General features: G+C 69.4%; 9 protein-coding genes. 4 read left to right on the top strand and 5 right to left on the bottom strand.

The genetic code is table 11. The features are described from left to right. Window positions 1–52: 52 nt before the first annotated feature. Both metX and TBR22_RS10005 read right to left on the bottom strand, forming a co-directional pair. Complete coding sequence (gene metX / locus TBR22_RS10010; protein WP_239492835.1) at window positions 53–1,084, bottom strand: homoserine O-acetyltransferase; 1,032 nt, start codon at window positions 1,082–1,084, stop codon at window positions 53–55. A gap of 9 nt (window positions 1,085–1,093) precedes the next feature. Continuing rightward, complete coding sequence (locus TBR22_RS10005; protein ID WP_239492834.1) at window positions 1,094–2,395, bottom strand: O-acetylhomoserine aminocarboxypropyltransferase/cysteine synthase family protein; 1,302 nt, start codon at window positions 2,393–2,395, stop codon at window positions 1,094–1,096. A gap of 338 nt (window positions 2,396–2,733) precedes the next feature. On the opposite strand from TBR22_RS10005, the gene TBR22_RS10000 reads away from it, so the two are divergent. Further along, the gene (locus TBR22_RS10000) at window positions 2,734–5,397 is read left to right on the top strand and encodes a hypothetical protein (protein WP_239492833.1); all 2,664 of its coding nucleotides are present in this window, start codon (window positions 2,734–2,736) and stop codon (window positions 5,395–5,397) included. Window positions 5,398–5,506: 109 nt separating this feature from the next. Here the strand turns inward: TBR22_RS10000 and TBR22_RS09995 are convergent, their stop codons facing one another. Next, window positions 5,507–6,913: a cell wall metabolism sensor histidine kinase WalK gene (locus TBR22_RS09995; protein ID WP_239492832.1), complete on the bottom strand. Its 1,407-nt coding sequence runs from the start codon at window positions 6,911–6,913 to the stop codon at window positions 5,507–5,509. A 423-nt stretch (window positions 6,914–7,336) separates the two neighbouring features. Further along, window positions 7,337–8,602 carry a glycosyltransferase gene (locus TBR22_RS09990; RefSeq protein ID WP_239492831.1) on the bottom strand — a complete coding sequence of 422 codons (1,266 nt, stop codon included), beginning with the start codon at window positions 8,600–8,602 and terminating at the stop codon, window positions 7,337–7,339. A 145-nt stretch (window positions 8,603–8,747) separates the two neighbouring features. On the opposite strand from TBR22_RS09990, the gene TBR22_RS09985 reads away from it, so the two are divergent. Together TBR22_RS09985 and TBR22_RS09980 are read left to right on the top strand one after the other, a co-directional pair. Beyond that, window positions 8,748–9,659, top strand: a complete 912-nt coding sequence (locus TBR22_RS09985) for a hypothetical protein (RefSeq protein ID WP_239492830.1) — start codon at window positions 8,748–8,750, stop codon at window positions 9,657–9,659. Window positions 9,660–9,662: 3 nt separating this feature from the next. Continuing rightward, window positions 9,663–10,775, top strand: coding sequence for a phosphotransferase (locus tag TBR22_RS09980; RefSeq protein WP_239492829.1), 1,113 nt, complete (start codon window positions 9,663–9,665; stop codon window positions 10,773–10,775). Between the two features lie 219 nt (window positions 10,776–10,994). Here TBR22_RS09980 and TBR22_RS09975 read toward each other — a convergent pair whose 3' ends face one another. Next, window positions 10,995–12,215, bottom strand: coding sequence for a PmoA family protein (locus tag TBR22_RS09975; RefSeq protein ID WP_239492828.1), 1,221 nt, complete (start codon window positions 12,213–12,215; stop codon window positions 10,995–10,997). Window positions 12,216–12,726: 511 nt separating this feature from the next. Here TBR22_RS09975 and TBR22_RS09970 point away from each other — a divergent pair. Further along, window positions 12,727–15,972, top strand: a complete 3,246-nt coding sequence (locus TBR22_RS09970; protein WP_239492827.1) for a TonB-dependent receptor — start codon at window positions 12,727–12,729, stop codon at window positions 15,970–15,972. Window positions 15,973–16,095 lie beyond the last annotated feature (123 nt).

Here is a 16,095-nt window from a genome sequence, read left to right as displayed (position 1 = left end):
CGGCATATCGAGCGGCGAAGGGCAAAGCCCGAGCCGCCGGGAATTTCAAATGTCACATTTCCAATTGCGCGCGGAAGTCGCGGACGGCGCGCAGCACGACGTCCTGCTCGATGAGGAACGCGTCGTGCCCGTGCGGCGATTCGAGCCAGAACAGCTCACCCGCTGGCAGGTCGCGGGCCAGGCCGCGCATTTCGTCGGGCAGGTACAAGACGTCGCTGTCGATGCCGACCACCAGCGCTGGCTGGTGGAGGCGCGCGAGAGCCGCCTGCACGCCACCGCGTCCCCGGCCGACGTCATGCGAGTCGAGCACGTGCGTGAGGGTGACGTACGCCCGCGCGTCGAAGCGATCGACGAGCTTCTCGCCGTGCCGGTGCAGCCAGCGGGTCACCGACGGCGCCGAGGCGTCGTGCCGACCGGCGCCGAAGCGCGCCTCGAAGGCCTGCGCGCTCCGGTAGGAGATCATGCCCATCATCCGAGCCGCGGCCAGTCCCTTCGCCGCACGGCCGTGCGGCCACTCCGGGTCGGCAAAGATGGCCTGCCGCTGCACCTCGGCCAGGGCCATCGCCCAGGGCGCGTGCACGGCGGGCGCCGCGAGCACCGCGATGGCCTCGACCATCCCGGGGTACAGCAGCGCCCACTCCAGCGCCTGCATGCCGCCCATCGACCCGCCGATCACCAGGCGCAACCGACGCACGCCGAGCGCCTCGAGCAACTGGCGCTGCACGTGCACGACGTCGCGGATCGTCACGGCCGGCGCCTCGGGCTGCCTGCCGAACACCGCGTCCCATTCCGGGGTCCCCGGCCCGGTCGATCCGTAGCAGCTGCCGAGGACGTTGCTGCAGACGACGTAATCGCGTGACGGATCGAGGGCACCGTGCGGGCCGATGAGGCCTCCCCACCAGTCCGACACGTCCGACGAGCCCGTCAGCGCGTGACACACGAGGACCGCGTTGTCACCGCCGGGCGCCAGGGTCCCCCACGTGTGGTACGCGACCGACACGCGCGGCAGCACCACGCCCGACTCGAGCGTGACCGGCGCCGGCAGCAGGTGCTGCCGGCGGTCGCTGGTCACGGCGGCGTTCACGGTCGGGCCCTAGCCCCGCACCTGCGCGAAGGCTTGCGCGAAGTCGGCCTTGATGTCCTCGATGTGCTCGATGCCCACCGAGACGCGAATCAGGTCCGGCGTCACGCCGCTGGCCAGCTGCTCGGCCTCCGAGAGCTGCTGGTGCGTCGTGGTGTTGGGGTGGATGACCAGCGTCTTGGCGTCGCCGACGTTGGCCAGGTGGCTCGCCAGCTTGACCGAGTCGATGAACTTCCGGCCGGCGTCGCGCCCGCCCTTGATTCCGAAGGACAGCATCGCGCCGAAGCCGTGGGTGAGGTACTGCCTGGCGAGCGCGTGGCTCGGGTGCTCGGCCAGGCCCGGGTAGTTGACCCATTCCACGCCGTCCTGCTGCTTCAGCCACGTCGCCAGTTCCAGCGCGTTGTCGGCGTGGCGCTGCACGCGCAGCGACAGCGTCTCGAGCCCCTGCAGGAACAGGAACGAGTTGAAGGGGCTGACCGACGGACCGAAGTCGCGCAGGCCCTCGACGCGCGCGCGGATGATGAAGGCGATGTTGCCGAACGGGCCATTGACGCCGAAGGGCTCCGTGAAGACGAGGCCGTGGTAGCCCGGCGCCGGGTCGGTGAACAGCGGGAACTTGCCCGATGCCCAGTCGAACTTGCCCGCGTCGACGATCACGCCGCCGATCGAGGTGCCGTGGCCGCCGATCCACTTGGTGGCCGAGGCGACGACGATGTCGGCGCCGTGGTCGATCGGCCGGCAGATGTAGCCGGCGCACCCGAAGGTGTTGTCGACGATCAGCGGGATGCCGTTGTCGTGCGCCAGCCTGGCGAGCGCCGCCAGATCGGGCACGTTGTAGCGCGGGTTGCCGATCGACTCGACGTAGAGCGCCTTGGTCTTGTCGTCGATGGCCCTGGCAAAGCCCTCCACGCCGTCGCCGTCGACGAACTTCACGCCGATGCCGAGCCGCGGCAGCGCCACCTTGAACTGGTTGTAGGTGCCGCCGTACAGGTAGCTGGTCGAGACGATGTTGTCGCCCGCCTGCGCGATCGTCGAGATCGCGAGGAACTGCGCCGCCTGCCCGCTGCTGGTGGCCAGGGCCGCCACGCCGCCCTCGAGCGCCGCCACGCGCTGCTCGAAGACGTCGGTGGTCGGGTTCATGATGCGCGTGTAGATGTTGCCGAATTCCTGCAGCGCGAAGAGGCGGGCGCCGTGATCGGCGTCGTTGAACGTGTACGAGGAGGTCTGGTAGATCGGCACCGCGCGGGCATTGGTCCCGGGGGCGGGTTGCTGGCCGGCGTGCACCTGCAGCGTCTCGAAGCGGTACTGGCTCATGAATCGATCCTCACGCGCACGGTGGCGCGGCTGGCCGTCGGCTGGCGGGTGACCCGCCCGGGACGGGGTCGGGTCTGAAACGGCGCGGGTGGGCGGGGCCTACCCGGACGCTCCGGCCCGGACGACTGCCTGCATGGCACGACAGGAGACCCGGGTGACGGAGCCCATGTCTCCCAGTATCTGGAGCGGCCCGAGGCTCAGCAAGGTGGCCGCGCGTCATAGCGCCGCCGCTCCCTGTCCCTGTAATCGCAATCGGTCCCCCGAACCCGACACGGCCCGCGCCAGCGTGCCGGACGGGCACAACTCAGCGGTGACTGGCGTATCGTGAAGCCGTCATCATGCCATCTCCTCGCACCGCCGAGCACCTGCGCCTGGAAGCCGCACTCAGCCGCGACAACCATTGGCGGCGCTGGGGGCCCTATGTCAGTGACCGCGCCTGGGGCACGGTGCGCGAGGACTACAGCCGCGACGGCGACGCGTGGCACTACTTCCCGCACGACCACGCGCGCTCGCGCGCCTATCGCTGGAACGAGGACGGCATCGGGGGCCTGAGCGACCGCCGCCAGGAGATCTGCCTGGCCCTCGCCTTCTGGAACGGCGCGGATCCGATCCTCAAGGAACGGTTCTTCGGCCTGACGGGCCCCGAGGGCAATCACGGCGAGGATCCCAAGGAGTACTACTTCTACCTCGACTCGACGCCGACCCACTCGTACATGCGGATGCTCTACAAGTATCCGCAGCGTGCCTTTCCCTACGACCAGCTCGTGGCCCGCAACCGCGAGCGCAGCCGCGACGAGCCGGAGTTCGAGCTCATCGACACGGGCATCTTCGACGACCACCGGTACTTCGACATCACCATCGAGTACGCCAAGGCCGACGAGGAGGACGTCCTGCTGCAGGTCACCGTGGTGAACCGCGGGCCGGACGCCGCACCGATCCACGTGCTGCCCACCCTGTGGTTCCGCAACACCTGGTCGTGGCGCCTCGGGGCGCACAAGCCGTCGCTGCACGCGCTGCCGTCGACGGGCCCCGTCGCGGCGCTGCGCGCCGACACGCGGCACTACGGCGCCCGCTACGCGATCTTCGAGGGGCGCCCTCCGCTGCTCTTCTGCGACAACGAGACCAACACGCGACGCCTGTACGGCGACCCCGACGGCCCGAGTTGCCCCAAGGACGGCATCAACGACTACGTGGTCGGTGGCGCGACGGCGGCCGTCAACGGCGCGGGGATGGGGACCAAGGCCGCCGCTCACTACGTGCTCGACGTGCCGGCCGGCGGCAGCCGCGTCGTCCGCGTGCGCTTCACCCCGACGCCACCGTCGCCGACGACCTTCGACGACTTCGACGGCGTGCTCGCGACGCGCCTGGCCGAGGCCGACGCGTTCTACGCGACGGTGATCCCCGCACACCTGTCGCCGGACGAGGCGCGGGTGATGCGGCAGGCCCTGGGCGGCATGCTCTGGAGCAAGCAGTTCTACCACTACGACGTGAAGACCTGGCGCGAGGGCGATCCCGCCCAGCCGCCGCCACCGCGCGGCGGCCGGCGCGACGCGCGCAACAGCGAGTGGACGCACCTGTACAACGACGACGTCATCTCGATGCCGGACAAGTGGGAGTACCCCTGGTACGCCGCCTGGGATCTCGCCTTCCACTGCGTCCCGCTGGCGCTGGTCGACAGCGACTTCGCCAAGCGCCAGCTGCTGCTGATGCTGCGCGAGTGGTACATGCACCCGAATGGCCAGGTGCCGGCCTACGAGTGGAACTTCAGCGACGTCAACCCGCCGGTCCACGCCTGGGCGGCCTGGCAGGTCTACTGCCTGGAGCGCGATCGCACCGGCACCGGCGACCTGGCCTTCCTCGAGCGCGTCTTCCACAAGCTGCTGCTCAACTTCACGTGGTGGGTGAACCGCAAGGACGAGGGCGGCAACAACGTCTTCGAGGGCGGCTTCCTCGGCCTGGACAACATCGGGGTCTTCGACCGCTCGCAGCCCTTGCCCGGTGGCATCTACCTCGAACAGTCCGACGGCACCAGCTGGATGGCGATGTACTCGCTGAACCTGCTGACCATCGCACTGGAGCTGGCGCGCCACGATGCGGCCTACGAGGACGTGGCGAGCAAGTTCTGGGAGCACTTCCTGTTCATCAGCTACGCGATGGCGCACCAGGAACAGGGCGAGGACGTCAACCTGTGGGACGAGGAGGACGGCTTCTTCTACGACATCCTGCGGCTCGGGCGCGGGCAGTACCAGCGCGTCCGGATCCGGTCGATGGTCGGCCTCATCCCGCTGTTCGCCGTGGCGACACTCGAGGCGCGGGATCTCGAGACCTTGCCGGCGTTCCGCCGCCGGATGCGCTGGTTCCTCGAGCACCGGCCCGAGTTCGCCGCCAGCATCGCCCTGATGCACGTGCCGGGGCAGCAGGCCCGCCTCCTGCTGTCGCTGGTCTCACCCGACCGGCTGTCGCGTGTGCTCGGGTACATGCTCGACGAGCGCGAGTTCCTCTCGCCGTTCGGCGTCCGCGCCCTCTCGCGCTACCACGAGCAGCATCCCTTCTCGGTCATCGTCGGCGGCGTCGAGCACCGCGTCGACTACGAGCCCGGCGAGTCGTGCACCCCGCTGTTCGGCGGCAACTCCAACTGGCGGGGACCGATCTGGTTCCCGGTCAACTTCCTGCTGATCGAGTCGCTGCGTACGTTGCACCACTACCTCGGGCCCGAGTACCGCGTCGAATGCCCGACCGGCTCCGGCCGGCACCTGACGCTGGCCGAAGTGGCCGACGACATCGCGCGCCGGCTCACGAGCCTCTTCATGCCCGGGCAGGACGGGCGGCGTCCCGTGTTCGGGGCCGAGGACCGCTTCGCCCGCGATCCGCTCTGGCACGACCTCGTGCCGTTCCACGAGTACTTCCACGCCGACACCGGCAAGGGCATCGGCGCCAGTCACCAGACCGGCTGGACGGGCCTGGTGGCGAGCCTGTTACACAAGAAGCCGGTGGCAATCTGAAATTGGACATCTGAAATTCTCGTGGGGCGCGGCTGCGCCGCCGCCCCTCGGGATGTGTCGAGCGGCAAGGCCGACAGGCCAGCCGCCGATCAATTTCGAATGTCGAATTTCAAACTGTCGGCAGGCGTAGCGTGAAGGTCGTCTCACCCGGACAACTGGCGACCGTCACCGTACCGCCGTGGCGCACGACGATGGCACGGACGATGGAGAGACCGAGCCCGCTGCCCTGGCGCGTCGCGGCGCGCGAGGGGTCGGCCTTGTAGAACCGATCGAACACGTGCGCGAGGTGCTCGGTCGGGATGCCCGGCCCGGTATCGCTCACGGTCACGACGATCGCCTCCGCCGTGGCGCTGGCCGCCATGCGCACCGTGCCGCCCGACGGGGTGTAGCGCAGCGCGTTGGCCACGAGGTTGTCGATGGCCTGCTCGAGGCGGTGCGGGTCGCCGTAGGCCTGGTCGGCCGACTCGTCCACCGCGATCGCCAGCGCGACGCCCGCGTCGGCCGCGACCGGCTCGTTGCGCCGGGCCACCTGCTCGAGGAGCCGGCCGACGGCAAAGACGCGCATCTCGAAGTCGCCGACGCCGTTCTCGAGGCGCGCGACGTCGAGCAGGTCCGCGACCAGCCGCTCCAGCCGTCGGGTCTCGCGCTCCAGCGTCGCGAAGTATCGGGTGCGCCGGTCGTCGTCTGCCGCGATTTCCGGCATCTGCAACGTCTCGATGAACCCCCGCATCGCGGTCAGCGGCGTCTTCAGCTCGTGTGACACGTCGGCCAGCATCTGCCGCCGCAACTGGTCGACGCGCCTGAGCGCCTCGTCGCGCTCCACCAACTGCTCGCCCATGCGGTTGAAGGCCCGCGCGACCCGCGCGACCTCGTCGCCACCCGTTTCGCACGCGCGCGCCTTGAGGTCGCCTTCGCGCATCGCCTCGGCCGCCGCCTCGAGGGCCGACAGCTTCCGGCGGGCCGGCGTGACGACGAACCATGCGGCCGCCACCGAGCCGCCGAGGAGCAGGAGGAGGCCCGACCAGGAGAGGAAGCGACCGGCCTCGTGCAGCAGTCCGCGGGACTCGAACATGAGCACCGCGAGGCCGCGCAGCTGCCCGTTGACGTGGATCGGCGCCGTCACCATCGGGCCGACCTCGCTCTCGACATGCCGACGGGGCGGCGACGGGAGCAACTGGCGCGCGAAGGTCAGCTGCTCGGGCGGCATGGGCGCCTCGGGAGCGCCCGCGACGGTCCCGTCGGTCATCACGGCGTACAGCAACGGCCAGTCGGGGTACTGCTCGCGCTGCAGGCGCTTGAGGTCCACTCGTCCCCCACGCTCGAGGGCCGTCGAGTACTCGAGCGCCAGTTCCTGCACCACCCCGTGCGGGGAACGGTGCGGGTCGCGCGACAGGTTGCGCCACTGGTACGTGAAGAGCAGACCCTGGACGAGCGAGATGCCGATCACCAGCACGACGAAGCTGACACCGATGCGCCAGTACAGGCTGCGCCACCAGGCCACGGCAGAGTGTCCCATCACCACAAGCTCACCACGCAAGTGTGGAGAAAGTGTGGCGGCACCAACGATCGTTGGTGTCGATCCATCCGCCACGAGTAGGCATCGTCCTACGCGTTGGGGCCGGGTGCACGGACTTCCCCACCCCTTGGGGGATTTCCGACAGCGCTCGCGGCGCGGTCGGCGGACATGGCGCGCGATTTCGGCCCTCCCGACGTGGCACGCATCGTGCTCCAGTGACTGGCGTGCTTACCGCACGCCTTCTTCTCGTGTCGCAGGCCCCCGAGGCCGGACACACCTGCCCGCGCGGGGCGTTCAGGCTCGCGTCATCGCGCGTTCAACTGCACCAATCGTTCCTCTCGACACGTAGTTCATCTCACTGAGCCAGGGCACCCTGCCCATCCCCCGCCGCGCCGACCGCCATCGGCGCGCGGGGACCACTTCTCAGTGCGTCTGCAGTTGCTCCGCCAGTCGATCGAGCCCCAGCAGCGCCGGGTTGCGTCGCTGTGCCTCGCGGCAGGCCCGCAGCGCCAACGCTCGTCGCCCGAGGCGACCGAGCGCCTCGGCCTCGGCCATGTGCCAGAGATCCTCGCGCAGCAGGCTGCGCTCGGCGCGCAGCACCCCGAGGAAGCGCAACGCCTTGTCGGGATCGACCGCGAGGAAGGAGTCCCAGAAGGCCCAGGCCCGCGACTCGCTCACCAGGGCCTTGAGTTGCGGAGCGATCGACGATAGTCGCTCGACGTACGTGTGGTCGCGTCGCACGCAGGCCGCCCCGTGCGCGCCGATGGCCGCGCGCCGCGCCTCGTCGGCGAGCACCCGCGACACGACGGCCGCCGGTGACTCGTCGCGATCGATCGTCACGAGGTGCTCACCGGGCGTGAAGAGTGCCGCGGCCTCCTCGGCCTGATCGGTGATCACGGTGCACCCGCAGGCCATCGCCTCGAACACCCGCATGTTGAGGCTGGCGCGGCCGTGCGCGCGGGTGACGTTGAGCGTGACGCGTGCCCGCTGGTAGATGTCGCGCAGCCGGTCGCGCTCGGGCACGAAGCCCCGGTAGCTCGCCGCGAGCACCGGGTCGGTCGTCCACGCGGCCTCGTCGTAGCCGTAGATGGCCAGGCCGTGCGGCGCCACGGCCCTGAGGGCCGCCATCCGTTCCGGCGTCGGACCTCCCGAGAACACGACCGGCAGGTCCCGCAGGCCATCGCCGGGCGGGGGAAAGAACATCGCCTCGTTGACGGCCATCGGCAGGTACTCGGCGGCCACCCCGTAGCGCTGCAGGTCGGCCAGCGCCTGCCGATCCCAGCAGAAGACGCGCACGTCGGCTCGCTGGGCACGCGCGACCCACGGCGCGGTCGCGGCGTCGACGGGCCGGTCGAACGGCACCCCGAAGTCGTAGAAGAAGCAGGCGACCGGGGCGCGCGCGGCATCGGCCAGCGTCCAGGAGTCACCGGGGACCTCCCGCAGGAAGGGCGGGACGATGGCCTCGATGCCGTAGCTGAGGACGAGGTCGGGCGCAAAGGCCCGCACCTGCTCGTCGACGCGCCCGAGCGCTTCCCGATAGGCGTCGGGGCCACGCGCCGCGGTTCCCTGCTGCAACGCGTCGAAGTCGATCCAGTGGACGACATGGCCCAGACGGCGGGCCGCCTCGGCCAGGTCGAAGGCCACGTACCGGGCGAAGCTCCGCTGCCGGATCGAGACGACCATCTTCATGGGGTGGATCCTGGCGCGGTGCCACGCGCGGGCAAAGTGGTGTACAACACGAAGGATGTGCGTGCGGGAGCGATCCCGGGCGGATTATTCGCGCTCGACCGTTCGCGTGCAAGGCCCCATCCCGGATCCTTCGACCTCATAACCGATGACCCCGACCCTTCTCGTCCTGGCTGCCGGCATGGGCAGCCGCTACGGCGGCCTCAAGCAACTCGACCCCATGGGTCCGCACGGCGAGACCGTGATGGACTACGCCATCTTCGATGCGCTGCGCGCCGGCTTCGGGAAGGTCGTCTTCGTCATCCGCCGCGACTTCGAACAGGACTTCAGGCAGCAGGTCCTGTCGCGCTACGAAGGGCGCATCGACGCCGCCTACTGCTTCCAGGACATGGACGAGTTGCCCGGCGGCTTCACCCGTCCGGCCGACCGCACCAAGCCCTGGGGCACGACCCACGCGATCCTGGCGGCGCGCGACGTGATCACGACGCCATTTGCCGCGATCAACGCCGACGACTTCTACGGCCAGCACTCCTACCAGGTGCTGCACGACTTCCTCGCCGACCCGGCGCGGCAGCAGGACCCGACCCGGTACGCGATGGTCGGCTTCACGCTGCGCACCACGCTGTCGCCGCACGGCACGGTGGCGCGCGGCGTCTGCGTCACCGACGCGCAGGGCCACCTGGCGTCGATCCGCGAACTCACCAAGGTCCTGCCGGTCGGCGACCACGTGGAGAACCAGGACGGGACGGTGCCGCCCGAGCGACTCACGGGGCAGGAACCGGTCTCGATGAACATGTGGGGCTTCACGCCGGCGCTGTTCCCGCAGATCGAGGCGGTCTTCGAGGAGTTCCTGGCGCGCGACGGGCAGGACCTCAAGTCGGAGTGCTACATCCCGGCGACCGTCGACGTGCTGATCAACCGGGGCCAGTGCGTGGTGGAGGTGCTGCCGACCACGAGCCGCTGGTTCGGGGTCACCTACCGCGAGGACAAGCCCGGCGTCGTCGCCGCCATGGCCGATCTGGCGTCCAGCGGCGCCTACCCCGCGCCCCTCTTCGGCTGACGGATGGCGCAGGCACCGCCACGCGACCTGCGCGCCCTCGGCGCGCGGTTCCAGATCCTCGGAACCCAGGTCGCCGCCGCGCCCTACGGCAGCGGCCACATCAACGAGACGTACGCGGCCACCTACGATCAGGCCGGCACGCCGGTGCGCTACATCCACCAGCGCATCAACGGCCACGTGTTCCGCGAGCCCGAACGGCTCATGGACAACGTGGCCCGCGTGCTCACCCACGCCGCGACCCGCCTGGCCCACCTGCCCGACGCGTCGCGCCGCGCCCTCACGCTCGTGCCGGCGCGCGACGGCCGGCCCTTCGTCGTCGACGCTGACGGCGCGGTGTGGCGCACGTACCTGTTCATCGAGCGCACGCGCACCTACGACATCGTCGAGACACCGCAGCAGGCCGAGGCGGCGGCGCGGGCATTCGGCGCCTTCCAGGCCCAGGTCGCCGACCTGCCGGGCGAGCGCCTGCACGACACGATCCCCGACTTCCACCACACGCGGCGACGCTTCGACGCCTTCGTGCGCGCGGTCGACGGCGACCCGTGCAATCGCGCGCAGGGCTGCCGCGAGCTGATCGACCAGCTCCTGGCGCACGAGGCCGATGCCGACCGCCTGCTCGCCGCCGCGGCCGCGGGCGACATCCCCGAGCGGGTCACCCACAACGACACGAAGATCAACAACGTGATGATCGACGTCGCCTCCGGCGAGGCGCTCTGCGTCGTCGATCTCGACACGACGATGCCGGGGTTGGCGCCCATCGACTTCGGCGACATGGTGCGCACGGCGACCAATGCCGCCGCCGAGGACGAGCCCGACGCGTCGCGCGTGGCGTCGCGGCCAGAGATGTTCGAGGCGCTCGTGCGCGGATACCTCTCGTCGGCGGGCGACTTCCTCCGTCCTGCCGAGGTCGCCTGGCTGGCGTTCGCGGGCCAGTTGCTGGCGTTCGAGCAGGCGATCCGGTTCCTGGCCGACCACCTCCAGGGCGATACGTACTACCGCGTCCATCGCCAGCACCACAACCTCGAACGGGCCCGCGCCCAGGTGGCCCTGATGACCTCGATCGAGCGCCAGCGGGACGCGTACGAAGCCGTCGTGCGTCGCTACGCGCGGGGGTAGGCAGGGACCGGGCACCGGGCACCGGGGACCGGGCACCGGACGTCACCGACGGTGTTCGTCATGCGGCCTTGTCAGTCGGCCTTCGTCATTCGGCCTTCGGCCTTCGATCCTTTGTCTTGTACCTTCTACCCTTCTACCCTTCTACCCTTCTACCCTGAGCCCTGAGCCCTGAGCCCTGAGCCCTGAGCCCTCAGCCTGCCGCATTCCAGGCATCGCGGCTCACTCGATCCTCCACCTCACCGGCGTCGCCCAGGCCTGCCAGAGCGCGTCGAGGCGCGCCGCATCGGGAGCGCCGTCGAACACCACGAAGCGGTAACGGAGCCGGAAGGGCTCGCCGGGGCGCAGCGTCAACGCGCCCGCCTGCTGCGGCGCGAAGTTCAGGAAGGGCTCGGTGGGATGGATGCGGACCGGCTGCGGTGACTGCACGTTGTCGGGGTGCGACAGCATGGCGATGCCTGCCCGCTGCCCGTCGACGAGCCCGCCCATCGCCATCCACGTCGCCCGGGTGCCATGCCCTGTGGTGCGGGTACGTCCCGCCGACGTGATGACGGCGGCCTTGTCGGCCCCGTCCCAGTCGTGGCGACCGCGGACACCGACGCCGCCGTAGCGGTAGGGTGGCAGGTCGAGCGGCAGCCCGCCGGTGAGCGCTTGCGTGATCTCGACGTCGAAGACGTGCCACGGTCGGTCGGACGTCGGCCACGCATAGGCGATCACGCGCCAGTCCTCGAGCAGCACCGTCGTCGGCGTCGGGGCCGAGAGGTCCATGTAGCGATGCCGCGTGTCGAAGCCGGCGGTGAGCGGCCCCGACCACGTGCGGCTCAGGCGCTCGAACTCCACGGCGCCGGTCCTGTCGGCCATGTTCCAGAAGTCGGGCGAGCGTCCGTCGAAGCGGGTGCGCGTCCACGCCGCCCAGATGCCGTGATGGTGACGATGATTGGGGGGATAGTCCTCGGTGACGCGACGCCCGGAGGGCGTGGTGACGGGATGGATGTAGCCGCCACGCGTGAACACCTCGTCCACACCACGTGGCAGGGGCCCTGGCTCCCCGACGTACGTGAAGGCCGGCCGGCCGTCGACGGCGACCCTGACGTGCGACACGTCGCGCGTCGCCGTGACCCGATCGGCCCGCGCCGGCCGCATCGCGGGTTCGATGCGGAACACGGTCGTCGTGCCGGCACGCAGCCGCGGCAGCAGGATCCAGGCCTCGCGATAGGGCCCGATCTGCAGCGGCACGACCTCGCCATCGTCTTCCCGACGCAATTGCAGGTCGGCGCCGCGCACCCGGGGCGGCAGTTGGACCTGCGCCCACGCCTCGGCCCGGTCGACCTCGCCGGCGTCGACGATCAGCCGCGGCAGCGTCGACGAGGGCGTCGTCGGCTGCGCGAGCGGCGTGGCGAGGGCGCCCAGGGCGACCACGATCGCGGCCCACAGGATGCGCATGGCCGGCAGCGTAGCGCACCCGCTTGTCCAGCAATTCGGGGAATCCTGCTCACGGGGGCCGGCCCACCGGCCCCGGGGGTCAGGTGGGCCGCCCAACGCTCGCCTCGGCGCAGGACCGGTGCTGTCTGCCGTCCGAGGACGCGGGCCGGGGCTTGGCCCTCCGTGCCCGGCACGCGTGACCTCCCGTTTGTCCCCAGATGATGCAAACGAGCAAAGTGGCCGAACCACTTCAAGAATCCGGAGCGGCCCGATCCAATCCGCCGAAGATCCCGACCGCCGCGTCGCCCGCGGGCTGAACTCATGCATTTGCATTAGCCGCCACGCGCGGGTCAACTACCTGCCAGACAACGAGTTAACGATTCCGGGTCATTTTGGACACTTGTTACAGACGAGTGGCGTAAAGGTTGCACCATCAACGGTCGCTGTCTGTACAACCCCCTATTCGGAGGTGTGAGTGACCCCTGTTCGAACCCTTCTAGCTCGAGGCCTGGCCATCGTGATGGCGGCAGCAATGACGCTGCTTCCCGCGAATGTCTCGGCGCAAGCCCTGTACGGCACGATTGCCGGTACGGTCGTCGATGACTCTGGCGCTGCCATCCCTGGCGCCACCGTCACGGTCATCAACCAGGGCACTGGTCTCGAGGTCTCCGGTGTGACCGACGAGACTGGCGCCTATGCGATCCGCAACCTGCAGCCCGGCACCTACACGGTGAAGGCCTCCCTGCAGGGCTTCAAGGAGTACATCCAGACCGGCCTGCCGGTGGCGCAGAACGAGACGTCGCGTGTGGACGCGAAGCTCGAGGTCGGCGCGCTGACCGAGTCGGTGACGGTCACGACCGAGGCGGCCCTCCTGAAGACGGACAAGGCCGACGTGTCGGTGAACCTCAAGCCGGCCGACGTGGTCAACCTCCCGCTGAACCAGTACCGCAACTACCAGGGCCTGATGAACCTGGTGCCCGGCGCGACGCCGGTCGGTTTCCAGAACGCGCAGACCGACACGCCGGGCCGCGCGCTGACGACCAACGTCAACGGCACCAACCGCAACAACAACGTGACCCGTATCGACGGCGCGGCCTCCATCAACGTGTGGCTGCCGCACCACGTGGGCTACGTGGCGCCGGTGGAGACGATCGAGACGGTCAACATCTCGACCAACTCGTTCGACGCCAGCCAGGGCATGACGGGCGGCGCGGCGGTCTCGGTGGCCACCAAGTCGGGCACCAACGAGCTCCGCGGCTCGGCCTTCTACTTCCGCAACCAGGATGAGTTCAACGCGCGTCAGGCCTACTTCTCGGCGGCCGACAACCCGAACTCCAGCGTCGACATCCTCGGCGGCACGGTGGGTGGCCCGATCAAGAAGAACCGCCTGTTCTACTTCGGCGGCTGGGAGCGCAACCTCGAGAAGAACTCGCGCATCGACATCTACACGGTGCCGACCGCGCGGATGCGCAACGGCGACTTCAGCGAGGTGCTCGCGTTCAACCCGAACTTCCGCCTGTACGACCCGAACACGGGCGACCCCGCCACCGGCGCGGGCCGTACCGAGTTTGCCAATGCGCAGATCCCGATGGAGCGCATGTCGACGCAGTCGCGCGCCATCCAGGCGCTCTACCCGCTGCCGAACGCGACCGGTACCAACAACGGCACGCAGAACAACTACGAGATCGCCCGCTTCCCCGAGGCCAAGCGCGACAACCTCGACTTCAAGGTCAACTGGAACCGCACGGCGGCCAACCAGATCTGGGGCAAGTACTCGACCATGATCGCCTCGGTGCAGGACCTGTTCTACCTGCCGTTCGAGGAAGCCGGTGGCGGCGACACGACCGTGAAGGTGTGGTCGGTCGGCCAGACCTACACGATCACCCCGACCCTCATCTGGGACGCCACGTTCGGCTACAACAACATGACGCACCAGTCGCAGGGGCCTGACTTCGGCACCAACTACGGCCTCGACGTGTTCCGCATCCCCGGCACCAACAACGCCGGCGTGACGGGCCCCGGTTCGACGGGCGAGTACCTCGACTACTACTCGGGCATGCCGGCCTTCAACCCCGGTGTGTCGACGCTCGGCAACAACGCCGGCTGGACGCCGGTGACGCGTGACGAGGTCAACTACACGTTCTCGACCAACGTGACCAAGGTCGCGGGCAAGCACGAGATCCGCTCGGGCTTCGACTACGTCAAGCTCGGCCTCGACCACTGGCAGCCGGAGATCAACAACCCGCGCGGCAACTTCAACTTCGGCGGCGGCATCACCGGCGTGCCCGGCTATGCCACGCTGGCGTGGAACAACTACGCGGCGTTCCAGCTCGGCCTGATGAGCGACTTCGGCAAGTCGGTGCAGTTCGAGAAGATGACGGGTCGCGAGAACCAGTTCGGCGTGTACATCAACGACCGCTGGCAGGTGAACGACAAGCTGACGGTCAACGCCGGTCTGCGTTACGAGTACTACCCGCTCATGAGCCGTGAGAGCCGCGGCATCGAGCAGCTCGACCTGAGCACCTTCACCGTGCGCCTCGGTGGCGTCGGTGGCAACCCTGAAGAGCTCAACGGTCTCAACCCGTCGAAGGGCCTGTTCGCGCCGCGCCTCGGCGCTGCCTACCGCCTGAACGACGACACGGTGCTGCGCGCCGGCTACGGCCGTACGTTCAACCCGATGCCGTGGTCGCGCCCGATGCGCGGCTTCTACCCGCTGACGATCGCCTACACCGGCGCCGGCCCGAACGGGTTCATCCCCTACGGCTCGCTCGCCAACGGCATCCCGGGCGCCCCGAACCCCGACGTGGCCAGCGGCAACGTGCCGCTCCCGCGCGGCGTCGACATGCGCTCGCCCGAGGCCGGCAACATCGAGCGCGGCACGATCGACTCCTGGAACGTGTTCATCGAGCGCCGCCTCCCCGGTGACCTCTCGCTGAGCACGGGCTACGTGGGCACCGCCACCAACAACGGCTACGCCGACCTGAACCTGAACTGGGCCGAGTCCGGCGGCAACGTCAACCGCCAGTACTTCACCCAGGCGGGCAACGCCAGCATCCTGTCGTGGGGGTCGCGCACCAAGGCGCGCTACCACTCGCTGCAGATGGCCCTGAACCGCCCGTTCAAGAACGGCCTGCTCCTCAAGGGCGCCTACACCTTCTCGAAGGCGCTCAACGAGACCGACGACGACGGCTGGGTGGGCCTGACGTGGAACCAGCCCTCGCAGATCGCCCGCAACTACGCGCGCGCCGGCTACGACCGTCCGCACATGCTCCAGATGGGCTTCGTGTACGAGCTGCCCTTCTTCAAGGATCAGGGCGGCGCCCTGTACACGCTCCTCGGCGCGTGGCAGGTCAACGGCATCGCGTCGTGGGTCTCGGGCACGCCGTTCTCGGTGGGCGGTGACAACGGCCTGCTCCAGCAGGTCGGCGGCTTCCAGTCGGCCCAGGTGACGGGCGAGCTCAAGGGTGGCTTCGGTACGGCCGGCCCGAACGAGCCGTGGTACGACCCGTCGCAGTTCAGCCAGCCCGGCAACCGCTGGGGCAACTCGGGCCGCAACGCCTTCCGCGGACCCGCGAACTGGAACCTCGACTTCTCGCTCTTCAAGGCGTTCCCGATCGGCCGCTACCGCATGGAGTTCCGTGCGGAGTCGACCAACGTGTTCAACCACACGCAGTGGGGGAACCCGGTCACCGGCCTGACCGACCCGAACTTCATGCGCATCCGTTCGCTCGCCCGCAACCCGCGGCGCGTGCAGCTCGGCCTGCGCTTCGCGTTCTAAATGGGTAGGGCCGGCTCTCCGAGCCGGCCGTCCCACCAAGCTCTGACGTCTCCCCACGCGGGGTGACTTCGCCCCGGTACCCGAGAGGGTGCCGGGGCGTTTTTCTTGTAGCGGTCCAAGGGA

The sequence above is a fragment of the Luteitalea sp. TBR-22 genome (assembly GCF_016865485.1).
Lineage (GTDB): Bacteria > Acidobacteriota > Vicinamibacteria > Vicinamibacterales > Vicinamibacteraceae > Luteitalea.
This window is presented reverse-complemented; position numbering and strand designations above follow the sequence as displayed.